Source organism: Streptomyces sp. SID5469, from assembly GCF_009862865.1.
GTDB classification, from domain to species: Bacteria; Actinomycetota; Actinomycetes; order Streptomycetales; family Streptomycetaceae; genus Streptomyces; species Streptomyces avermitilis.
Map to the genome: position 1 here is coordinate 5,840,160 of NZ_WWIN01000001.1, position 22,026 is coordinate 5,862,185.

The 22,026-nt window shown below is 70.7% G+C and carries 22 protein-coding genes; 14 read left to right on the forward strand and 8 right to left on the reverse strand.

Annotated features, from left to right (window positions below):
- Position 1: 1 nt before the first annotated feature.
- The 3 genes from GTY58_RS25100 to GTY58_RS40875 all read left to right on the forward strand — a co-directional run bounded on the left by GTY58_RS25100 (position 2) and on the right by GTY58_RS40875 (position 3,478).
- Complete coding sequence (locus tag GTY58_RS25100) at positions 2 to 1,789, forward strand: cytochrome c biogenesis protein ResB (protein WP_010986223.1); 1,788 nt, start codon at positions 2 to 4, stop codon at positions 1,787 to 1,789.
- Entirely contained in the window at positions 1,786 to 2,862 is a 1,077-nt protein-coding gene (gene ccsB, locus GTY58_RS25105) for a c-type cytochrome biogenesis protein CcsB (protein WP_010986224.1), read from the forward strand. The genes GTY58_RS25100 and ccsB overlap by 4 nt, the downstream gene beginning before the upstream one ends.
- Positions 2,863 to 3,166: 304 nt before the next feature.
- The gene (locus GTY58_RS40875; protein ID WP_242432179.1) at positions 3,167 to 3,478 is read left to right on the forward strand and encodes an SRPBCC domain-containing protein; all 312 of its coding nucleotides are present in this window, start codon (positions 3,167 to 3,169) and stop codon (positions 3,476 to 3,478) included.
- A 23-nt stretch (positions 3,479 to 3,501) separates the two neighbouring features.
- Here the strand turns inward: GTY58_RS40875 and GTY58_RS25115 are convergent, their stop codons facing one another.
- The 6 genes from GTY58_RS25115 to GTY58_RS25140 all read right to left on the reverse strand — a co-directional run bounded on the left by GTY58_RS25115 (position 3,502) and on the right by GTY58_RS25140 (position 9,926).
- On the reverse strand, positions 3,502 to 5,049 hold the full coding sequence (locus GTY58_RS25115; protein WP_010986226.1) for an ABC transporter substrate-binding protein: 1,548 nt from the start codon (positions 5,047 to 5,049) through the stop codon (positions 3,502 to 3,504).
- Positions 5,049 to 7,148, reverse strand: a complete 2,100-nt coding sequence (locus GTY58_RS25120) for a hypothetical protein (protein WP_010986227.1) — start codon at positions 7,146 to 7,148, stop codon at positions 5,049 to 5,051. The genes GTY58_RS25115 and GTY58_RS25120 overlap by 1 nt, the downstream gene beginning before the upstream one ends.
- Positions 7,149 to 7,276: 128 nt before the next feature.
- Positions 7,277 to 8,251 (reverse strand): 2-oxoglutarate and iron-dependent oxygenase domain-containing protein, encoded by a 975-nt coding sequence (locus GTY58_RS25125; RefSeq protein WP_010986228.1) that lies wholly within the window; start codon positions 8,249 to 8,251, stop codon positions 7,277 to 7,279.
- A complete protein-coding gene (locus GTY58_RS25130) occupies positions 8,244 to 8,693 on the reverse strand; it encodes a nucleoside deaminase (RefSeq protein WP_107083067.1) in 450 nt (149 codons plus the stop codon). Before GTY58_RS25130 ends, GTY58_RS25125 begins: the two co-directional genes overlap by 8 nt.
- 249 nt (positions 8,694 to 8,942) lie before the next feature.
- Positions 8,943 to 9,410, reverse strand: a complete 468-nt coding sequence (locus tag GTY58_RS25135) for a GNAT family N-acetyltransferase (RefSeq protein ID WP_037647967.1) — start codon at positions 9,408 to 9,410, stop codon at positions 8,943 to 8,945.
- Between the two features lie 123 nt (positions 9,411 to 9,533).
- Positions 9,534 to 9,926: a PLD nuclease N-terminal domain-containing protein gene (locus tag GTY58_RS25140; RefSeq protein ID WP_010986231.1), complete on the reverse strand. Its 393-nt coding sequence runs from the start codon at positions 9,924 to 9,926 to the stop codon at positions 9,534 to 9,536.
- A gap of 87 nt (positions 9,927 to 10,013) precedes the next feature.
- Here GTY58_RS25140 and GTY58_RS25145 point away from each other — a divergent pair, with 87 nt between their 5' ends.
- The 8 genes from GTY58_RS25145 to GTY58_RS25180 all read left to right on the forward strand — a co-directional run bounded on the left by GTY58_RS25145 (position 10,014) and on the right by GTY58_RS25180 (position 16,741).
- A complete protein-coding gene (locus tag GTY58_RS25145; protein ID WP_010986232.1) occupies positions 10,014 to 11,465 on the forward strand; it encodes a menaquinone biosynthesis decarboxylase in 1,452 nt (483 codons plus the stop codon).
- Positions 11,462 to 12,367, forward strand: coding sequence for a menaquinone biosynthesis prenyltransferase MqnP (gene mqnP, locus GTY58_RS25150; protein ID WP_010986233.1), 906 nt, complete (start codon positions 11,462 to 11,464; stop codon positions 12,365 to 12,367). Before GTY58_RS25145 ends, mqnP begins: the two co-directional genes overlap by 4 nt.
- Before the next feature lie 231 nt (positions 12,368 to 12,598).
- Positions 12,599 to 13,288, forward strand: a complete 690-nt coding sequence (locus GTY58_RS25155; protein WP_078936643.1) for a UbiX family flavin prenyltransferase — start codon at positions 12,599 to 12,601, stop codon at positions 13,286 to 13,288.
- Between the two features lie 75 nt (positions 13,289 to 13,363).
- The gene (locus tag GTY58_RS25160; RefSeq protein WP_010986235.1) at positions 13,364 to 13,819 is read left to right on the forward strand and encodes an Lrp/AsnC family transcriptional regulator; all 456 of its coding nucleotides are present in this window, start codon (positions 13,364 to 13,366) and stop codon (positions 13,817 to 13,819) included.
- 86 nt (positions 13,820 to 13,905) lie between these two features.
- Positions 13,906 to 15,069, forward strand: a complete 1,164-nt coding sequence (gene mqnE, locus GTY58_RS25165) for an aminofutalosine synthase MqnE (protein WP_010986236.1) — start codon at positions 13,906 to 13,908, stop codon at positions 15,067 to 15,069.
- A 7-nt stretch (positions 15,070 to 15,076) separates the two neighbouring features.
- A complete protein-coding gene (locus tag GTY58_RS25170) occupies positions 15,077 to 15,613 on the forward strand; it encodes a GNAT family N-acetyltransferase (RefSeq protein ID WP_010986237.1) in 537 nt (178 codons plus the stop codon).
- Between the two features lie 94 nt (positions 15,614 to 15,707).
- Positions 15,708 to 16,007, forward strand: a complete 300-nt coding sequence (locus tag GTY58_RS25175; protein WP_010986238.1) for a DUF4229 domain-containing protein — start codon at positions 15,708 to 15,710, stop codon at positions 16,005 to 16,007.
- 92 nt (positions 16,008 to 16,099) lie between these two features.
- Complete coding sequence (locus tag GTY58_RS25180; protein WP_010986239.1) at positions 16,100 to 16,741, forward strand: TetR/AcrR family transcriptional regulator; 642 nt, start codon at positions 16,100 to 16,102, stop codon at positions 16,739 to 16,741.
- A 27-nt stretch (positions 16,742 to 16,768) separates the two neighbouring features.
- Here GTY58_RS25180 and GTY58_RS25185 read toward each other — a convergent pair whose 3' ends face one another.
- On the reverse strand, positions 16,769 to 17,695 hold the full coding sequence (locus GTY58_RS25185) for a MaoC/PaaZ C-terminal domain-containing protein (RefSeq protein ID WP_010986240.1): 927 nt from the start codon (positions 17,693 to 17,695) through the stop codon (positions 16,769 to 16,771).
- A 320-nt stretch (positions 17,696 to 18,015) separates the two neighbouring features.
- Between GTY58_RS25185 and GTY58_RS25190 the strand changes: the two genes are divergently transcribed.
- Both GTY58_RS25190 and GTY58_RS25195 read left to right on the forward strand, forming a co-directional pair.
- Entirely contained in the window at positions 18,016 to 19,932 is a 1,917-nt protein-coding gene (locus GTY58_RS25190) for an AMP-dependent synthetase/ligase (RefSeq protein ID WP_010986241.1), read from the forward strand.
- Positions 19,933 to 20,008: 76 nt separating this feature from the next.
- Positions 20,009 to 20,506, forward strand: coding sequence for a DUF3515 domain-containing protein (locus tag GTY58_RS25195; RefSeq protein ID WP_010986242.1), 498 nt, complete (start codon positions 20,009 to 20,011; stop codon positions 20,504 to 20,506).
- Between the two features lie 113 nt (positions 20,507 to 20,619).
- Here GTY58_RS25195 and GTY58_RS25200 read toward each other — a convergent pair whose 3' ends face one another.
- Entirely contained in the window at positions 20,620 to 20,823 is a 204-nt protein-coding gene (locus GTY58_RS25200; RefSeq protein ID WP_010986243.1) for a cold-shock protein, read from the reverse strand.
- A 343-nt stretch (positions 20,824 to 21,166) separates the two neighbouring features.
- Here GTY58_RS25200 and GTY58_RS25205 point away from each other — a divergent pair, with 343 nt between their 5' ends.
- Positions 21,167 to 22,015, forward strand: a complete 849-nt coding sequence (locus GTY58_RS25205; RefSeq protein WP_010986244.1) for a menaquinone biosynthesis protein — start codon at positions 21,167 to 21,169, stop codon at positions 22,013 to 22,015.
- The last annotated feature ends 11 nt before the right edge of the window (positions 22,016 to 22,026 follow it).

Sequence of the window (22,026 nt, forward strand, 5' to 3'; positions counted from 1 at the left end):
CATGAGCACCACTGACACCGGCAAGACGACGGATCCGGCCGCCGCCGGGCAGCCCGTCGACGGAGGAGCCGACGGCGATCTCGGCGAAGCCGGATCCCAGCTGTCCACCGCCCCGGTGGAGACGGCCATGCCCGGCTCCTTCGGGGGGCCCCGCGCACCCGGTGCCATCGGATGGCTCGCCTGGACCCTTCGCGAGGTCATCGGCTGGTCCCGCTGGTTCTGGCGGCAGCTGACCTCCATGCGGGTCGCGCTGATCCTGCTCTTCCTGCTGTCGCTGGGCGCGATCCCCGGGTCGCTGATCCCGCAGTCCGGGACCGACGCGGCGAAGGTGCAGGAGTTCAAGGACGCGCACACCACGCTGGGCCCGGTCTACGACAGGCTCGGACTGTTCCACGTCTACAGCTCGGTGTGGTTCTCGGCGATCTACATCCTCCTGTTCGTCTCGCTCATCGGCTGCATCGTGCCGCGGACCTGGCAGTTCGTGGGGCAGTTGCGCGGCCGTCCGCCGGGCGCGCCGAAGCGGCTGAACCGGCTGCCCGCGTACGCGACCTGGCGCACCGGGGCCGAGCCGGAGCAGGTCCGTGAGGTGGCGCTCAAGGTGCTCGAGCGGCGCCGGTTCCGGGCGCATGCCGCCGGGGACGCCGTAGCCGCCGAGAAGGGCTATCTGCGCGAGACCGGCAACCTGCTCTTCCACATCGCGCTGATCGTGATGCTGGTCGCCTTCGCCTGGGGCCAGCTCTTCAAGTCCGAGGGCAACAAGCTGATCGTCGAGGGCGGCGGCTTCTCCAACACGCTGGCGCTGTACGACGACTTCAAGTCCGGCAGCCTCTTCAGCACCGACGACCTCACGCCGTTCAGCTTCGACCTGAAGAACTTCACCGGCACCTACGAGCTGACGGGCCCCAACAAGGGCACCCCGCGCACGTACCAGGCGGACGTCACCTACAGCGTGGGCGCCTACGGCAAGGAGAAGAAGACCACCGTCAAGGTCAACGAGCCGCTGGAGATCGGCGACTCGAAGGTCTACCTCACCGCCCACGGCTACGCGCCCGTCGTCACCGTCCGGGACGGCAAGGGCAACGTCGTCCTCCATGACGCCGTGCCGATGCTGCCGCTCGACTCGAACGTCACCTCGCAGGGCGCGATCAAGGTCATGGACGGCTACCGGAACGCGCGGGGCGTCAAGGAGCAGCTCGGCTTCGCGGCCTTCTTCGTGCCGTCCTTCGCGGGTGACGGCAACGGCACGATGTTCTCCCAGTTCCCCGCGCTGCTCAATCCGCGGCTCGCGGTGTCCGCGTACCACGGCAGCCTGGGCGTCGACGCGGGCATCCCGCAGAACGTGTACCAGCTCGACACCTCCCGGCTGAAGCAGTTCAAGACCGCCAAGGGCGCCATCCTCAAGCAGCGGCTGAAGCCCGGTCAGACCATGAAGCTGCCGAACGGCGCCGGCTCGATCACCTTCGAGAAGGACGTCAAGGAGTGGGCGAACTTCCAGGTCACGCAGCAGCCCGGCAGCGACTGGGCACTGGCCGGAGCCTTCGGCGCGATCCTCGGTCTCGCCGGGTCGCTCTTCATCCAGCGCCGCCGCGTCTGGGTGCGGGCCACCACGGGCGCCGACGGTGTCACCGTCGTCGAGATGGCCGGCCTGGGCCGCAGCGAGTCCGCGAAGCTCCCCGAGGAACTCGGCGACCTGGCCGCGCTCGTGCACGAGCAGGCGCCCACCAAGACCGACGAACCCGACCCCGCCGTCGCACCCCCCGTACCTGCCGAAGGGGCTGAGAAGCAGTGACTCTCGCCACCGCAACCAACGAACACCTCGCCAACATCAGCAACACGCTGATCTACTCCGCGATGGCCGTCTACACCCTGGCCTTCTTCGCGTACATCGCCGAGTGGCTCTTCGGCAGCCGCAGCAAGGTCGGCCGCACGGCCGCCGCGCTCACCCACAAGACCGCGGCGAAGGCGCCCGCGGTCACCGTGAAGTCGGCGGGCGGCACCGCCGTCCTGGACCGGCCGCAGGTCGTCACCCGGTCCGCGCCCGGCGCCCGTGACGTGCCCGACGGGCCCGGCGCGCACGGTGGGGACGAACAGGGCGACCTCTACGGCCGTATCGCCGTGTCCCTCACCGTGCTCGCCTTCGCCGTCGAGGCGGCGGGTGTGGTCGCCCGCGCCCTGTCGGTGCAGCGTGCGCCGTGGGGCAACATGTACGAGTTCAACATCACCTTCTCCACCGTCGCCGTCGGGGTGTACCTCGCGCTGCTCGCGCTGAAGAAGAACATCCGCTGGCTCGGCCTCCCCCTGGTCACCACGGTCCTCCTCGACCTCGGGCTCGCCGTCACCGTCCTGTACACCGCCAGCGACCAGTTGGTTCCCGCACTCCACTCGTACTGGCTGTACATCCACGTCTCGACCGCGATCCTCTGCGGCGCCGTCTTCTACGTGGGCGCGGTCGGCGCGCTGCTCTACCTGTTCAAGGACTCGTACGAGAACAAGCTCGCGACCGGCGGGCAGCCCGGCCGTTTCGCGACCTCCGTCATGGAGCGGCTGCCCGCCTCGGCCTCCCTCGACAAGTTCTCCTACCGCGTGAACGCCGCCGTCTTCCCGCTGTGGACCTTCACGATCATCGCGGGCGCGATCTGGGCGGGCGACGCCTGGGGCCGCTACTGGGGCTGGGACCCCAAGGAGACCTGGGCGTTCATCACCTGGGTCGCCTACGCCTGCTACCTGCACGCCCGGGCCACGGCCGGCTGGAAGGGCCGCAAGGCCGCGTACATCGCGCTCATCGCGTTCGCCTGCTGGCTGTTCAACTACTACGGCGTCAACATCTTCGTCTCCGGCAAGCACTCGTACGCCGGGGTCTGACAGAACTCCGACTGAACAAAGCGGCCCGCCCCCCGAGGGGCGGGCCGTTCGGGTTGTCCGGGGGGCCGGGGGCCGCAGGTCAGCGCCCTTCACGCGTGCGGAAGCCCGGTTCGCGGGCCACGCTGGTGTCATGACCCATCCCCTCGATCCCCTCGATCCCCGCGATCCCCGCGATCCCGCTCATCCCGCTGGTCCTACCGGTCCCATTGGTCCCATCGGCTCCATCGGTGCCATCGAGAAGGGGCCCGTCGAGACCCGGGGGAACGCGTACGTACGGCACTACCGGCTAAGTTTTCCCCAGCCTGTGGACAAAGTCTGGGCGACGGTGGCGACCTCCGAGGGGCTGCGGGCGTGGCTGGCCGTCGCCGAGCCGTTCGAGCCGCGGCTCGGCGGTGCGGTCGGGCTCCAGGGCGAGGGCCGGATCACCGCCTGGGACGTCGAGCGGGTCGCCGAGTACACGGTGCAGGGGCGGGGCCGGGTCCGCTTCCACCTGGAACCCGCACACCCCACCGGCACGACGGTCCGCTTCACCCACGAGTCCGACGAGGCCACGGACCCCGGCTGGCACGCCCGCTTCGAGCGGCTGGTCCGGGCGGTCGCGGACCAAGGCCGGTAAGGCAGGGTCCGTAGGCCGGGCTCCTAGGACGGCGGCAGGCACTCCTTGGCCGGTGGCCGGCCCTCCGGCCAGGCCATCCTGAGGAAGCGGGCGCGGGCGTCGGGGGTCAGTTCCACGATCGGCACGGCCTTGTCGTACGGGTTGCCGTGGGCGTCCAGGCAGATCCATCCGCTCGCCCCGTTCACCCGCAGCTGCTTGCCCTTGACCTGCGGCCACTGGAGGCCCACGTCCGCGAGCGCCGGGATCCCGCCGGTCGGTGAGGCCCCGCGGATGCCGCGCACGGCGAGCCGCATGGCGTCGTACGCGATGATCAGCTGGCCGTCGGACAGGTCGACCGAACCGATCGGGCCGACCTCCTTGTCCCGCTTGCCGAGGGCCAGCAGGTCCGTGAGCACCTTCGCGTCCGCCGCGCCGCCGCCCGTCCTCGCCGCGTCCTTCGCCCAGGCGTCCGGATGGGCGAGGGCCGTGTAGCGCACGGACAACAGGGTGTCCCTGAGGGCACTGGGGTCGAGGTCCTTGTCGCCGGTGAGGTACGAGCCCTCGTCGCCGGTGAGCAGGGTGAACCGGCGGTCGCTGCACCCGCGGGCGCCCAACGCGTTGATGAACTGCCGCAGTTGGGTGTGCCGGCCCGCGAACAGCACCGTGTCCGTGCTCTTCGGCGTGTCGCACAGGATGTTGGTGATCTGCGCGAACACGTTGGCGGTGCTGCCCTCCTTGCTGCGGTCCGTGGGCGGCGTGAACGGCTGCGCCCCGTAGCGCGAGCCCTTGAGCATCTTCTCGAAGGACCGCTGGATCGTCCGCGTGTACGGGTCGCCCGTCCGGTCGTACACCAGGAACGCCCTGGTGGCCGAGACCTTGGCGAAGGAGGCGAGCGCGCGGGCCTCGTCGGTGTTGGTGGGGGAGACCCGGGCGAGCCCGGGGAAGGGATCCTTGCCGTTCTGCCCGTTGGCGAGGTCGTCGGCCGTGATGGACGAGCCGACGACGGGGATGCCGCGCGCGGTCAGCGCCTTGACGGCCTTCTTGTTGTTCTCGGTGCTCAGGCCCACCCCGGTCACCGCGCGCAGCCGGTTTCGCCCCTTCGTCATGCCCTCCAGCTGGTCGACCGTCTGCCGCCAGTGCGCGCCCGTGGCACCGGGGTTGGCCAGCACCAGGCGGATCTTCGGCTTCAGGCCGGTGGAGTCGTGGTTGGCCTGGTACTGGGCCAGATAGGCGCCCTGGAGCTCGTGCAGCACATCGCCGAGGTTGTCGGCGTCGGTCGCGGTGAAGGGTTCGAGCAGCGCGACGGTGACATAACTGCCGGGCTTCAGGCGGGCGTTCTCGCGGTGGATCGCCCGTACGGTGTCGGCGAACTGCGGACGTCCGAAGGCGTACGTCGTCCACGAGACGCCCACGCACTCCTGGCTGCCCCGGGGCCGGACGACCCCGGGAGCGCAGGAGCGGTTCTCCTTCGTCGCCGTCATGCCGCCCCACACCCCGAGGCTCACGAGAACGGCCGCGAGCGCCAGGGCGACATACCGACGGAATCGAATCTCCCAGACGTCCTCGCGCAGCCATGTCCACACCCGTGCCATCACCGGCCCCCGTCCCCGCTGTCGTGGTCGTCGCCCGGGATGCGGAAGGGGCGGCCGGCGAGCGCGTCCGACGGCCAGTCCCGCGAGGCCCGCCACAGCAGGGCGTTGCCCGCGGGCCGCAGATTCGACAGCTGCTCCAGCTCGAAGCGCAGCCGCTCGGTCACCTTCGGGTCGGGCAGCACCAGTGGGTCGGTGAGCTGCCAGACGGCGTGCAGCAGCCGTCGTACCCGCAGATGCAGTACGGCGTTCACACTGTCCGGCGGCTGCTGGTCCGCGTCCGTGTGCCCGAGCGCGACGGAGGACCGGTGGTCGTGGCCGTCGAAGTCGCGGCCGTCGGGGTCGTGCGCGTGGTAATAGGGCGCGGACGCGATGAAGACGAGGGACGCCAGCCAGCTGCGGGTGTCGGCGCGCGGGAAGGTGTCCCGCAGGTGCGCCACCGCGAAGTCGGCCTTGCCCAGGGCGAGTTCGTGATGCAGTCGGTAGCGGGCGCTGTCCGGTGGGTCCTCGTCGCCGTAGTGGTCGATGAGCGTGCGGTGCGCGGCCCGCCACCGCTCGTGGTCCGGGTCGCCGTGGTGCAGCCGCAGCAGGAGCAGCGCGCGCAGGAAGGGATCGCCGACGAACTGCCCGGAGGCCGCCGCCCAGCCCTCCGCCCCGAGCCGCTCCTCCAGATCGAGCACGCCCGAGGTGCCGAAGTCCTCCGGGAGCTGGGCCTCGGCGAGCGCGCACGCCGAGTCGCGGTCGTGGGCGGCGGCGAGCACGGTCAGCTCGTCGAGCCGGCCGCCGGGCACGAGCCGGTCGAGGAGTTCCTGGTAGGCGGGGCGGCCGTCGTGGTCCTCGTGCATCGCGACATCGGCGGTGAGCAGTTCTCCCAGGGAGGCGGCCCCCTGGGGCAGGTTCTGCCTCGCCGACTCGGCGAGCAGGGTGATGCCGAGCGGGCTGCCGCCGGTCAGCCGGTGGGTGGCGTGCGGGAGCTGGGGCGGCACGTCCAGGCCGTGCGAGGCGGCGCCCACGAGGTGCAGTGTGTCGTCGGGGGTCAGCGGCGGCAGCGAGACGAGCAGCGCACGGGAGGACGGTGAGGCACCCGGCTCCCAGCCGGTCCCCCGGGCCACCTCGGGCAGGGCGCGGCGGCCCGCGTTGCGCAGCGCCGGGTGGGTGTACCCGCGGAGAGCCGCGAAGAAGACGACCTGGTCGGCGATGCCGTCGGCACGGTCGCGCAGCACCGACTCCAGGACGCCGAGGCCCGCCGGCCGCTGCACGTTGTCGATCAGGACGACCGGACGGCCCAGGCGGTGCGAGCGCTGCATGACGCCCGCGTACGCGTCGTCGAGATCGGCCAGCAGGGCCCGTACGAGATGGCGCTCGGCGTGCGTGCGGGAGTCGCCGCCCGCCCTGAAGTGCCGGGAGAGCAGGATGAGTCCGAGCTTGGGGTTGCCGCCCGCGTTGGGATAGTCGCGGTACCAGGTGGCGGCCCTGCGCAGCCGGCGGGTGGCCGGGCCGATGCCCTCGGCGAACGCCTCCAGGGTGGCCTCGATGATCGGCGCCACGACCGGACCCGTACCGCTCATCGAGGCGATCAGCTTGGCGACGACCTTGCTCACCCAGCGGCCCGCGAATCCCGACAGCACGGACCCCGTCTCGTTCAGCAGCAGGATCCGCTCGGCCTCCTGCCGGATGCGCGGCACGTCCCGGTCGCTCCAGCCGCCCGCCGCGACGGCGAGCAGCCCGGACGCGAGCCGTGGAAAACCGATCCGTCCGGCGCCCCGCACCGGCTCCGCGAGCTGCTCGGCGACCGTGGTGAGCGCCTGGCCCACCGGTGACCAGGCCTCCGCGGGCCGCTCGGGCGGCGGAGCGGCGAACTGCTGCTCCTCGCCGTCGATCAGCGCGACCGGGGTGTGGCCGTGGTAGGCGTCCCGCAGCTCACGCAGTGCGGCGCTCTTGCCGAGCCCGCGACCGCCCGCGAGCACCACGAACGGCAGCTCCCCCGCGTGCTCGTACGGCGACGAGCGGAGCTGGTACGGGCGCAGGCCGATGAGTCGTGGAGCGAGACCGGGCGGATCGCTGTCGAACAGCGCCCCGCGTCCGTGCAGCCCTCTGTGCACCGCATCTCCCCCCGGCGCGGTCCGTCCCGATGTGCTGCTGTGAGGTGTATCAACACCAGCGTAAATAGGGGGACTTGGTTCGGGATAGGGCGCGTGGTGTCCGTTGGGTTACGAAAGTTGCCCGCTGATCAGTCGACTGTGATCGAATTCAGCTTCTCCCGTAGGTACGTGTGGGAGTCGACCGGTTCGTATGCGACGCGGCCCACCGGCGCCGGGACCGACTCCACGAGTGTCCCCGGTGTGCACTCGCCGAAGTAGACCAGCGACATCAGCTCCTCGGCGGGCGCGTCGGCGGGCGGGGGCAGCACGCGGTGCCGTCCCGAGCGCCACCGGTCTCCCGTCCAACGGGCCATCAGATCGCCGATGTTGATGGTGAACGCCGCCGGGTCGAAGGGCGCGTCCGCCCAGCCGCCGTCGTCCGTGTACACCTGGAGACCGCCCTTGCCGGCCTGGCGGTCGAGGATCGTGACCGTGCCGAAGTCGGTGTGCGGGCCGATGCGGAACTGGCCGGGGGCCGGGTCGCCGGTCACCTCCGTGCCCGGGTACCAGTTGATGTTGAAGCCGTAGGTCGGATGGGTCATGTGCTTCGTGAAGAAGTCCGGCTCCAGGCCGAGGGCCTCGCCGAGGAGCGTGAGGAGGCGGTCCTCCAGCCCGGCCATCTCCGCCAGATACTCCTCGCACGGTTCTCGCAGCTCGGGTGCCTCGGCGGGCCAGACGTTCGGCGCGTACCACTCCGCGTTGGTCTCCGGGTCCTCGAACGGCTCGTGCGTCGCGAACGTCAGCGACTCCTTGAGGTCGGGCGGGGTCTCGGTGCCCTCGGAGTAGCCGTTGGCCTCGGCACCGGGACCGAGCCAGCCGCGCCCGCCGACCCGGGCGGCGTACCGCTGCTTGGTCTCGGCGGGCAGCGTGAAGAAGGCGCGGGCGGCCACCCGGATGCGGGTGCGGAGGGACGGGTCCACGCCGTGGCCGGTGACCAGGAGGAAGCCGGCGGTCCGAAGGGCGTCGTCGACGGTGCGGGCGATCCGCGCCCGGGCGTCGGGGTCGCCGGAGAGCCAGGGGCGCAGGTCGACGGTCGGGATGCGGGGGGTACGGGCGTCACTCACCGATGTCCTCGTTCCACAGTGCCGGGTTGTTCTTGATGAAGCCGCGCAGCAGGGCGGTGCACTCGGGATCGTCGAGGAGCACGATCTCCACGCCGTGCTCCGCCAGCCAGTCGTGGCCGCCGTGGAAGGTGGCCGCCTCGCCCACCACGACCCGCGAGATGCCGAACTGGCGGACCAGGCCGGAGCAGTACCAGCACGGCGAGAGGGTCGTCACCATCGTCGTACCGCGGTACGTCCGCTGCCGTCCGGCGCTGCGGAACGCCGCCGTCTCCGCGTGCATCGACGGGTCGTCGTCCTGGACGCGGCGGTTGTGGCCGCGGCCGAGCAGGGCGCCGTCCGCGCCGTACAGCGCGGCGCCGATGGGGATGCCGCCCTCGGCCAGCCCGGCGCGGGCCTCCTCGACGGCCGTGGCGAGCCATGCGCGTGCCTGTGCCTGATCCATGACCTGATCCATGTCCTCACTCGCGTGCGGCGAAAACACGCGGGCGGCGGGCGGCGGCCCGCGCACGGTGGCGTGACCGTCAGCGGCCCCGCTGTCCGTGCAGCCGGGCCAGCGCGCGGAAGGACTCCTTCGGCCCGACGTCGTGTCACCGTCCTGGGACCAGTCCGGGAAGCGGCCCGTGTCCCGCCGTCCGCCGATGGTCTACGGAGGGGCGCCGAAAGTGTGGCCTCCCACACCCGCGGCGCACGGTCAGACGGAGAGCCGGAGGTCGATCCAGGGGACGGTGTCGCCCGGCAGCAGATAGCGCTCGGTCTCGGCGAACCCGTGCTTCAGGGCGAACCGCAGGCCGTCCGGGTTGGAACTCAGGACGACGGTCTCGATCACCTGCGCGCCGAGTGCGCGAGCGTGCTTCAGCCCCCGCTCGTACATCTCCCCGCCGAAACCCCGCCCGCGGTGGGCGGCGAGAACGCGGGCGATCACCGTGGCGGTGGCCGGGGCGTCCGGGGTCGGGGCGTCCGCGGGCGGGCGCACGGTCGAGCAGCCGACCAGGACGTCGTCGAGGTAGGCGACCTCCAGGCGGTTGCGGCCGGCGCGCTCACGTACGTCGTCGAGGGACAGGACATGCGCGGGGATGATCGTGTTGTGGACGTGCCGCCAGTCCTGGAGGGACCGGGGAGAGGCCTCGCCGCCCACGTGTTCGAAGCGAAGAAGGGTCACCGGAGCAGCAAATCGGCGCGCATGACGGCACGTCAACCACGTTTACGGACCGGGTCCGGCCACCGGGCCGCCCCGGCCCCCACCGACCGGGACCGGCACCGCGACCCCGGTCGACCGGTCCCGTCAGTCCTTGGAGTCCTCGCCGCTCTCGCGCCGGCGCAGTTCCTCCTCGCGGCGGCGCAGATCGGCCTCCCAGTCCTTCAGCAGTGCCTCGTCCTTCTTGCTCTCGGCCTTGAGGGACTGGAGGAACTCGGGATTGTCGTCGGGCGCGACGAACTCGGCGCGGTGGTTGCGATGCCATTCGGACGGCGTCGAACCGCCCGCCGGGCCGCGCCGCGCCCGGCCCGCGACGAGCCAGGCGATCGGGCCGACGAGCACCTCGCCGAAGAGCAGGATGATGATCACCCACACCACCTTCGGCAGCCCCCGCACCTCCTCCTCGGGGGTGTTCAGGCAGTCGATGAAGGCGTAGATCCACAGCGCCAGGACCAGCAGGAACGGCAGATACCTGAGCATGGTCGAGCGATCCCCCAGAGAACGACGGCGGGGCGGCTAAGGCCCCGGTGACGGGCACAGGGTAGCGGGTACCGGATACTGGACCGCATGGCTTACGACGATCTTCGCTCGCTGCTGAGGGCGCTGGAGCGCGAGGGCGACCTCAAGCGCATCAAGGCCGAGGTCGACCCGTATCTGGAGGTCGGGGAGATCGTCGACCGGGTGCAGAAGGCGGGCGGCCCGGCGCTGCTGTTCGAGAACGTGCGCGGGTCGGCGATGCCGCTCGCGATGAACGTGTTCGGCACGGACCGGCGGCTGCTCAAGGCCCTCGGGCTGAAGTCGTACGGCGAGATCACCGACAAGATCGGCGGCCTGCTGAAGCCGGAGCTGCCGCACGGGTTCGTCGGGGTGCGCGAGGCGTTCGGCAAGCTGGGCGCGATGACGCACGTGCCGCCGAGGAAGGTGAAGGACGCCCCGGTCCAGGAGGTCGTCCTGCGCGGGGACGACGTCGACCTCGACCAGCTCCCGGCCCTGTTCACCTGGCCCCAGGACGGCGGCTCGTTCTTCAACCTGGGCCTGACCCACACCAAGGACCCCGAGAGCGGCATCCGCAATCTCGGGCTCTACCGCCTCCAGCGCCACGACAAGCGCACCATCGGCATGCACTGGCAGATCCACAAGGACAGCCGGAACCACTACCAGGTGGCCGCGCGGCGGGGCGAGAGGCTGCCCGTCGCGATCGCCTTCGGGTGCCCGCCCGCGGTGACGTACGCTTCCACGGCCCCGCTGCCCGGGGACATCGACGAGTACCTCTTCGCCGGGTTCATCCAGGGCAAGCGGATCGAGATGGTCGACTGCAAGACGGTCCCGCTCCAGGTCCCGGCGCAGGCCGAGGTCGTACTGGAGGGGTGGCTGGAGCCGGGCGAGATGCTCCCCGAGGGGCCGTTCGGCGACCACACCGGCTTCTACACGCCGCAGGAGCCGTTCCCCGCGCTGAAGATCGACTGTGTGACGATGCGGAAGCGTCCGCTGCTCCAGTCGATCGTGGTCGGCCGGCCGCCGACGGAGGACGGACCGCTGGGCCGGGCGACGGAGCGTTTCTTCCTGCCCCTGTTGAAGATCATCGTGCCGGACATCGTGGACTACCACCTGCCCGAGGCGGGCGGCTTCCACAACTGCGCGATCGTCTCCATCGACAAGAAGTACCCGAAGCACGCCCAGAAGGTGATGCACGCGGTCTGGGGCGCGCACATGATGTCCCTGACCAAGCTGATCGTGATCGTCGACTCCGACTGCGACGTGCACGATCTGCACGAGGTCGCCTGGCGGGCGCTCGGCAACACGGACTACGCCCGCGACCTCACGGTCGTCGAAGGCCCCGTTGACCATCTCGACCACGCCTCGTACCAGCAGTTCTGGGGCGGCAAGGCGGGGATCGACGCGACGCGGAAGTGGCCCGAGGAGGGCTACACCCGGGACGGCGGGTGGCCCGAGATGGTGCTCTCCGACGCGGAGACGGCGGCGAAGGTCGACCGCCGCTGGAAGGAGTACGGACTGTGACCTCCGCATCCGCGGCGCTCCCGCAGCAGCCCGGCCGCACCAAGGCCTTCCTGCGCCTGGTGATGATCGAGCACTCCGTCTTCGCGCTGCCCTTCGCCTACATCGCCGCGCTGACCGCGATGTTCCAGTGGGACAGGAACATCCACTGGGTGAGGCTGCTGCTCGTCACGGTCGCGATGGTCGGTCTGCGCACCTTCGCCATGGCGGCCAACCGGATCATCGACCGGGAGATCGACGCCCGCAATCCCCGTACGGCCCACCGTGAGCTGGTCACCGGCGCGATGTCGGTGCGGCACGCGTGGACGGGCGCGCTGGTGGCGCTGGTCTTCTTCCTGGGCGCGGCGGCGCTGCTGAACCCGCTGTGCCTGGCCCTCGCCCCCATCGCGGTGATCCCGATGGTGGTGTACCCGTACGGCAAGCGGTTCACGAACTTCCCGCAGGCGATCCTGGGTCTGGCCCAGGCGATGGGACCGGTCGGCGGCTGGCTGGCGATCAGCGGCGAGTGGTCCTGGGACGCGGTGATCCTGGGTCTCGCGGTCGGCGTCTGGATCGGCGGCTTCGATCTGATCTACGCCTGCCAGGACGTCGAGACGGACCGTGAGGTCGGGGTGATGTCGGTGCCGGCGCGCTTCGGCATCCAGGCCGCGATCTGGGGCGCCCGTGTCTGCCACGCCATCACCACGGCGCTCCTCGTCTGGTACGCCTTCGCCACCGACGCGGGTGCGTTCTTCTGGTTCGGCCTGGTCATCGTCGCGGGCGCGTTCCTCTACGAGCACTCCATCGTCAAGCCGCACGACCTGTCCCGCCTGAACCGGGCGTTCTTCTCTACGAACGGTTTCATCGGGATCAGCCTGTTCGTGTGTGCGCTGGGTGATTTGCTGGTGCGCGGGCTCACCGTGTAGCCGGTTCAGGTGATCGGAGCACCCGGCCGCCCCACGGCGAACCGGCGAGCCGTACGGTTTCGCGGAGTGCCCCCGCACACGCGGGATGGCCCGAGGGCTGTGCCGATGAACCCGTTCACGCTCGATTGCTCCCCGCGCACGCGGGGATCGTGAGGCCCGCTCGCCTTCCGGTGGACCCGAAGGTGTCCGGCCGCTCCTGAACGTCGTCCGACTCGCCGGTAGGCTCAGGGTGTGAACGCAGGAGAATCGCAGCGCGTGCCTTGGATCGTAGGGGTGTCCGGTGCATCCGGTACGCCGTACGCCGCCGCGGTGCTGCGGGCGCTTGTGGAGCGGGGAGAGAGCGTCGACCTGGTCGTCAGCAGGGCCTCCCGGCTCACGCTGCTCGACGAGACCGGTCTGCCCTTCCGGGACGCCCACTGGCGGGACGATCTGCGGGCGTGGCTGGCGCGGGGCGCCGACGGGAAGCCGGACACCTTCGACGCCTTCGAGGACCATCTCGACGCCGTACGGCACTGGAGCGCCGGTGACCTGGCAGCGGGGCCGTCCTCCGGTTCGTACCCCTCGAAGGGCATGCTCATCGTGCCCGCCTCCACGGCCTGCGTCGCCGGAGTCGCCCTCGGCCTGTCGAAGGACCTGTTGCAGCGCGCCGCGAGCGTGACGCTCAAGGAGGGGCGCAAGCTGGTCGTCGCCGTGCGGGAGACCCCGCTGAACGGGCAGACGCTGCGGCACCTGGTCTCCCTGGACGAGGCGGGCGCCACCGTGCTGCCCGCCTCGCCGGCGTTCTACGCGGGGGCCACGCACATCCAGGACCTGGTGGACTTCGTCGCCGGGCGGGTGCTCGACGCGGCGGGCGTCGAGCACCACCTGTACCGCCGGTGGGAGGGCGAACTCGGCGGCGGCTCCCGCGGCGGCACCACCTGAGCAACGCGCAACTCGCACGACCACTCATCACTTTCAGGAACTCTCCAGACCTTTTCAGCGGAAGGCTTCGATCGCATGGACGCGGTGGACAGGCAGCTCATCCAGGCCCTCAGGGAGAACGGCCGGGCCTCCTACGCGGAGCTGGGGCGCCTCGTCGGTCTGTCGGGACCCAGCGTCACCGACCGCATCAACCGGCTGGAGGCGGCCGGGGTCATCACCGGTTACCGCGCCACCGTCGACTCCGCCTCGCTCGGTCTCGGCGTCACGGCCCTGATCGGCATCTCGCTCTCCGACGCCGCCGACCACGAGGACGTGGCCCACCGGCTGCGGGACCTCAGCGAGATCGAGGACTGCTGGTTCATCGCGGGCGACGACTCGTTCATGCTCAAGGTGCGCTCGAGCGACGTGGACGAGCTGGAGAAGACCATCCGCCGGCTGTCCGGAACGAAGGGTGTCTCCCGGACCCGTACGACGATCGTGCTCTCCACGAAGTGGGAGAACCGGGTCGGAGAGTTGCCCGAAGAGGGCTAGGGCACGACGTGCCTGATGGGGGCCCCTCCCGCCCGGAGGGTGGGGGAGTACGGTTTACGAAGGCTGTCTGAGGAAGAGGTAGAGGCATGGATGTCGGGCTCAAGCGCGAGCTGGAGGACAAGGTCCGGGCCGGTGAGCGGCTGACCCGCGAGGACGGCATCGCGCTCTACGAGTCGGACGACCTGGCCTGGCTGGGCGGGCTCGCCCACGAGGTGCGGACGCGGAAGAACGGCGACGTCGTCCACTTCAACGTCAACCGCCACCTCAACATGACGAACGTGTGCACCGCGTCCTGCGCGTACTGCTCGTTCCAGCGCAAGCCGGGCGAGAAGGACGCGTACACGATGCGCATCGAGGAGGCCGTCCGCCTCGCCAAGACGATGGAGGGCGAGAACCTCACCGAGCTGCACATCGTCAACGGCCTGCACCCGAACCTGCCGTGGCGCTACTACCCGCGGTCCCTGAGCGAGCTGAAGAAGGCGCTGCCGAACGTCTCGCTGAAGGCCTTCACGGCGACGGAGATCCACCACTTCGAGACGATCTCCGGGCTGTCCGCCTCCGAGATCCTCGACGAGCTGATCGAGGCCGGTCTGGAGTCGCTGACCGGCGGCGGCGCGGAGATCTTCGACTGGGAGGTCCGGCAGCACATCGTCGACCACCGCACCCACTGGGAAGACTGGTCGCGCATCCACCGGCTGGCGCACGAGAAGGGGCTCAAGACCCCGTCCACCATGCTGTACGGGCACATCGAGGAGCCCCGCCACCGCGTCGACCACGTGCTGCGGCTGCGGGAACTCCAGGACGAGACCGGCGGCTTCCAGGTCTTCATCCCGCTGCGCTACCAGCACGACTTCGTCGACATGAAGGACGGCAAGGTCCGCAACCGGCTCCAGGCGCGCACGCAGATGGCGACCGGCGCCGAGGCCCTGAAGACCTTCGCGGTCTCCCGCCTCCTCTTCGACAACGTCCCGCACGTCAAGGTCTTCTGGGTGATGCACGGCGTGCAGACCGCCCAGCTCGCGCTCCAGCACGGCGCCGACGACATGGACGGCTCGGTCGTCGAGTACAAGATCACGCACGACGCGGACAACTACGGCACGCCGAACAAGCTGACCCGTGAGGACCTGCTCGACCTGATCCGCGACGCCGGTTTCCGTCCGGTCGAGCGGAACACGCGGTACGAGATCATCCGCGAGTACGACGGCCCGGACCCGGCGCGCCGGGAGTCGCCGCAGCCGATGCGGGTCTGACCGCACGATGGCGCCCACCTTCGAACTGGACCCCGCGATCACGCCCGCCCTGCGGGAGGGCGTGCTCGCGCTGTGGGCGGACGTGTCGAACGCGGGCGGCTCCGTCGGCTTCGTGCCGCCGGTGACCGTGGACGACATACGGCCGGAACTGGTGAAGCACTTCGTCGCCCTGGCGGAGGGGCGGACCCGGCTTCTCGTCGGGCGGGACGACGAGGGGGCGGTCGCCGCGACGGCGTTCCTCACGCACAACACCCACCGGCTGATGCGGCACTGGGTGTGGCTCTACACGGTGATGGTGCACCCCCGCCACCAGGGCAAGGGCTACGGGCGGGACCTGCTGGCCGCCGCCGAGGACGCCGCCTCGGGCCTCGACGGGATCGAGGCGATACGGCTCACCTGCCGGGGCGGCGAGGGGCTGGAGAACTTCTACGCGTCCTGCGGCTACAAGGAGGTCGGCCGCGTGCCCGGCGCGATACGGGTGGCGCCCGGGGACGAGCGGGACGACATCACCATGCTGCTGCCGCTGGCGCGCACCGGGTACTGAAGGCCCCCCTGCAAGATCGCGGGGCGATCGTGCTTCACTGGACGGTGCCCTTTGGCATCGTTGGGAACCGTTCGGAACGGAAGAGTGGATTGAGATGCTCCGCTACACACTGATGCGCCTCGGGATCTTCGTGGGCTGCCTCGTGGTCGTCTGGGGTCTCGTCTACTCCGGTATCGCTCCCCGCGGCCTCGGTGACTCCAACTACATGTGGGTCGTCCTGCTCTCGCTCGTGATCTCCGCGCCGATCAGCTTCGTGGTGCTGCGGGGGGAGCGCGACCGGGCGTCGGCCGAGGTGATCGCACGGGTCGACCGGGCGAAGGCGAACCTGGAGGCCAACCGCAACCAGGAGGACGTCGCGGACGACGCGGCGCGGGCACAGGGCCGGGCTTCCTAGCCGACGGCGACAGCGCCACGCCGTTCGGCGGCGGCTGCGGGGCACTCGTTTCCCGGCCGGTCCGTCGGCAGGCAAACCGTACGCTTGCCCGTATGGGCGCAGTGAAGAACAAGCGGATGCCTCGTGCGGTACGCGAACAGCAGATGCTGGACGCCGCCGTGCACACCTTCGGACAGCGGGGGTACCGGGCCGCCTCGATGGACGAGATCGCCGAACTGGCGGGCGTGTCCAAGCCGTTGGTGTACCTGTACCTGAACTCCAAGGAAGACCTCTTCACCGCCTGCATCCGGCGTGAGGCGAAGGCGCTGACCGCCGCGGTGCGCGCGGGCGTACGGCCGGGGCTGCCCGCCGACCGCCAGCTCTGGGACGGGCTGACGGCGTTCTTCACGCACACCGCGCAGAACCCCGACGCATGGTCCGTCCTGCACCTCCAGGCGCGGACGCACGGCGAGCCGTTCGCCGCCGAAGTCACCGCGATGCGCGAGGAGATCGTCGCGTTCGTCACCCAGCTGATCGTGGTCGCCGCGCGTGCCGCACACCGGAACCCGTCCCTCCCGGAGCGTGAAGTGGCCGGGCTCGCGGAGGCGTTGGTCGGTGCGGCCGAGTCGCTCGCGGCCTGGGCCAACACCGCCCCGGGCGTCTCCGCCAAACAGGCCGCGGCCACCTTGATGAACTTCGCCTGGGCGGGACTGGGCGACCTCATGGAGGGCCGCCCCTGGGCCCCGTCGGCCTGAGGAACGACCGGCCGACCGGGACCCTGGTCAGGCGGAGTTCGCGCGATACTCGCGCAGTTCGCCGGTGAGGTGCACCCGCTCCCCGCCCCGCAGCTCGAACCGCCCCCCGTCGGCCGCGTACGTCACGGTGCCCGGCAGCAGCACGGGCGACTTGAACTCGGCCCGCAGTTGGACGGAGGCGTCGGCCGGCTGCTCGGCGAGGCAGCGGGCGACGGTCCACATCCCGTGCGCGATGGCCCGCGGGAAGCCGAACAGGCGGGCGGTGAGCGGGTGCAGGTGGATCGGGTTGCGGTCCCCGGAGACGGCCGCGTACCGCCGCCCGACGTCCGCGGCGAGCCGCCACTCGGCGACCACGGGCAGGGGCTTCGGCTCGGCGGACGGCACGGGTGCGGCCGTGCGGGCGTCCGCTGCGGTGCGGGCGTCCGTCGCGGTGCGCGCGTCCGCCGGGGTGCGGGCGTCCGTCGCGGTGCGCGCGTCCGCCGGGGTGCGGGCGTCCGTCGCCCTCCGGTGCCGCGCCAGATAGGTGCTCCTCGACTCCCATACGAGGCTGCCGTCCACCCGCGCCCCGGTCACCACGGTCGCCTCCGTACCGCGCCGGTGGGGCGTCAGTCCCTCGACGTGCACGGCGAGTTCGTACTCCCCGGTGGCGGCCGGCTCCCGCAGCCGCGTGACCTCGATCGAGGTGTGCACGAGCCCGAGCAGCGGCAGCGGGAAGGCCCGGCTCGCCATGATCCGCATGGCGAGGGGAAAACCGAGGACGTGCGGATAGGTGAGGGGCAGCGCGTCGGCGCCGGTGGGGAAACCGCAGGCGCGCTCATAGGCGGCGAGCCGCGCGAGATCGATCCGCACACCGGACAGGACGAGCCGGCTGTGCGGGAAGGCCGCGTCGGGCCGGGGCCGCTTGAACGGCGACAGCACGGCACCACGGGCGAGAAGGGGAAGCAGGGTCTGCACGGTCGGCTCCCGGCTCGGTCCTAATTTACTCTGGAGTAAGGTTACCGGGGGTAAGGCTACTCAAAGGGCAGGGGCGGGTCGAGATGGGTGACCCCGGCCGAGTGCGCCGACGGCGTTACAGGAGCGCCCGTGAGGTTGCACATCCCCAGCTCCGGACCATCTCGGAACCCGCACGAACTCCCCACTCCGGCCCCGTACGATCCACCTTCTACCACCGGTAACACGGCCGCGGGCGACACCGGCGGTGAACGACCCCCTACGCACGGCACGTACGACAAGCAGCAGAGAACCAGTTCGCTGCCCGCCCCAGGAGCCGCCCTGTGTCCACCCCGTACCCGACCTCGTCGTCGTTCGACCCCGCCGCGCCCGCCTCCGTCGAGCCCGAGATCCGGCGGCTGGACGGGGTGGTGCGCGAGGTGGCCGTGCCGCCGCTCGTCGGGCAGGTGACGCACGGTTCGCTCGCGGACATCCCGTTCGACAACGCGGACGTGGCGCCCGAAGACGTGGTCCTCAGCCGGAAGACGCCGGACGGCGGCTGGACCGATGTGACGGCGGCCGAGTTCGCCGGCCAGGTGCTGGCCGTGGCCAAGGGGCTGATCGCCGAGGGGCTGATGCCGGGCGACCGCCTCGCGATCATGGCGCGTACGACGTACGAGTGGACGCTCCTCGACTTCGCCGCGTGGGCGGCGGGCCTGGTGACCGTCCCCGTCTACCCCACCTCCTCCGTCTTCCAGACCCGCTGGATCCTCCAGGACTCGGGAGCCGTCGCGCTCGCCACGGAGTCCGCGGGCCAGGCGGCCGCCCTCGGCCCGGAGCTCTCCCGCCTGCCCGATCTGCGGCACGTGTGGGTCTTCGACAAGGGACATGTGGAGCGTCTGGCGGAACTGGGGCGCGATGTCCAGGACCAGGAAGTCGCCGTACGACGCGGGGTGCTGGGCCCCGACACCCTGGCCACCCTCGTCTACACCTCGGGCACGACGGGGACCCCCAAGGGCTGCGCCCTCACGCACGGCAACTTCTTCGCGGAGATCGACAACGCGGTCGAACTCCTCTACCCCATCTTCAAGTCGAAGACGAAGGAGGAGGCGTCGACGCTCCTCTTCCTGCCCCTGTCGCACGTCTTCGGCCGGATGGTCGCGGTCGCCTGCGTCCGCGCACGGGTGCGCCTGGGCCATGCGCCGAGCCTCACGACGGAGGATCTGCTCGCGGACCTCGCGAGCTTCCGGCCGACCTGTCTGCTGGCCATCCCGTACATGCTGGAGAAGGTCTTCAACGGGGCCCGGGCGACGGCCGAGAAGGGCGGCCGGGCGTCTTCCTTCGACCGGGCGGTCTCCGTGGCCCGCAAGTACGGCGAGGCGATGGAGACCCGGCAGCAGGGCACCGGCTCCGGCCCCAGCCGGGGCCTGAAGGCGGGCCGCGCCCTCTACGACCCCCTGGTCTACCGCCGCATCCGCAACGCGCTGGGCGGCAGGGTGCGGTATGTGATCTGCGGCGGCTCCCCGCTGGGCCGCCCGCTGGCCGCGTTCTACGCCGGTGCGGGCATCGAGATCTACGAGGGCTACGGACTGACGGAGACGACGGGCGCGGCCACGGTCACGCCTCCGCACAAAACCCGCCTGGGCACGGTGGGCTGGCCGCTGCCCGGCACCCGGGTCCGGATCGCGGCCGACGGGGAGATCCTGCTCAGCGGCGGCCAGGTGTTCCGCGGCTACTGGGATCCGCACGCGGGCGGGGTGGTCCCGGCGACGCCGGACGGCTGGTTCGCGACGGGCGACATAGGCCGGCTGGACGACGAGGGCCATCTGACGATCACGGGCCGCAAGAAGGAGATCCTGATCACCGCGGGCGGCAAGAACGTGGCCCCGGCGCCGCTGGAGAACTGGCTCCGCTCGCATCCGCTGATCTCGCAGGCCTTGGTGGTGGGTGACGGCCGCCCCTATGTCACGGCCCTGCTCACCCTCGATCCCGAGGGCATCACGCACTGGCGCCAGATGAACGGCAAGCACGGCGTCCCGCCGGAACTCCTCATGGACGACGAGGAGTTGTTCTCGGTACTGCAACGCGCGGTGGACGAGGCGAACAAGCTCGTCTCCCGCCCGGAGTCGATCCGCCGCTTCGCCGTCCTGCCGGTGGACTTCACGGAGGAGGCGGGGCATCTGACGCCGTCGATGAAGCTGAGGCGGGAGGCGATCGCCCGGGACTTCGGGCGGGAGATCGAGGGGATGTACGCGCAATAGGGCCGTTCCCGAGGCGGCGAGGCCCGGTTGCGGAACAGCATGAGCATCACAAAAGCGCCCCCGCTAGGGTCGGTACATGAACCCACGACGACGCCTCGCGGCCTACGGCGTGCCCGGCGCCCTCGCGATCGTTCTGCTGCTCGTCGCGGCGGCGTATCTCCGCCCCGGCGGCGAGGTGGAGGCGGCGGTCCCCGCCGTGGACGCGAAGACCGGCCGCATCTGCCGGGCCCTGGCACACGACCTGCCCGACACCGTGGCCGGTCTGAAGCGCCGGGCGACGGACCCCTCGTCGCCGCTCACCGCGGCATGGGGGGACCCCGCGATCGTGCTGCGCTGCGGTGTCCCGCGACCGGCCGAGATGAACAGCGCCGGCGCGGTGGGCGCGGACCTCAAGGGGGTCGGCTGGATGCTGGGCAGCCGCGTCGTGGACGGCCGGCACCTGTGCACCACCACGCTCCGCGAGATCTACGTCGAGGTGAGCGTCCCCACGCGGTACGGCGACGTCTTCGCCCTGGAGGGCCTGGCCGCCGCCGTGCGGAAGAACGTCCCCGAGGGCATCAGCGACCAGTCCTGACACCCTGACCCCGCCCGGCACAAAGGCAGGAGCCCCGACACCTGACGGCGCGGGGCTCCTTGGGTACTGCATCCGTTCCGGATCAAAGCATTGGGCTCAGGAGAGCCGAAGGCTTAGAGCGGGGTGACGTTCTCCGCCTGCGGGCCCTTCGGACCCTGCGTGACGTCGAAGGAAACCGACTGGTTCTCTTCGAGAGAGCGGAATCCGCTCGCGTTGATCGCGGAGTAGTGGACGAAGACGTCCGGGCCGCCGCCTTCCTGGGCGATGAAACCAAAGCCCTTTTCGGCGTTAAACCACTTCACGGTTCCGGTAGCCATAAGCCCTCCTTGGGCCCAAAGGGTTGCCCTGCTCCAGAACCTGCAAGTGTATAAACAACTGCATACGTCTGAAAACGACTAGAGCCCGCGGTCACATGCTCCGCAGGCTCTGTACTGCAAGGGAAACCAAACTGCAACTTGCGGCGAGCCTAGCACGCAGGCAGCCGAATGCAATAGAGGGAAAGATCACGTCACCCGGATGTTTGACCAGGTCGGGTGAAGGGTTGACGACCGGGTGTACGCGCCCTGTCGCAGGCCTTGACACAAGAGGTGCGCGGGGTTTCGAAAACCACACCGGGACCCTGGAGCCTGCACCGTACCTCATGGGGTCTAGCCTCACGATGTGGACAATTCTCGCACCCGGCCGCGCGTCGGCCACATCCAGTTCCTGAACTGCCTGCCGCTGTACTGGGGGCTCGCGCGGACCGGGACGCTCCTCGACTTCGAGCTGACCAAGGACACTCCGGAGAAGCTCAGCGAGAAGCTGGTGCGGGGTGATCTCGACATCGGTCCCATCACGCTCGTCGAATTCCTCAAGCACGCCGACGAGCTGGTCGCCTTCCCGGACATCGCCGTCGGCTGCGACGGCCCGGTGATGTCCTGCGTGATCGTCTCCCAGGTCCCCCTGGACCAGCTCGACGGCGCCCGCGTCGCCCTCGGCTCGACCTCGCGCACCTCCGTGCGCCTCGCCCAGCTGCTGCTGGCCGAGCAGGTCGGCGTGCAGCCCTCGTACTACACCTGCCCGCCGGACCTCCCCCTGATGATGCGGGAGGCCGACGCCGCCGTCCTCATCGGCGACGCGGCGCTGCGCGCCAACCTGAGCGAGGGCCCGAAGTTCGGGCTCGAGGTGCACGACCTGGGCGCCATGTGGAAGAAGTGGACGGGGCTGCCGTTCGTCTTCGCCGTGTGGGCCGCCCGCCGCGACTACCTGGAGCGCGAGCCGGTCGTCACCCGCAAGGTGCACGAGGCCTTCCTCTCGTCCCGGGACCTCTCCCTCGACGAGGTCGGCAAGGTCGCCGAACAGGCCGCGCGCTGGGAGGCCTTCGACCAGGCCGTCCTGGAGCGGTACTTCACCACCCTCGACTTCCGCTTCGGCGCCGCGCAGCTGAAGGCGGTCGCGGAGTTCGCGCGCCGCGTCGGCCCGACGACCGGCTTCTCCGCGGACGTGAACGTGGACCTGCTGACGCCCTGAGAACCGCCCGC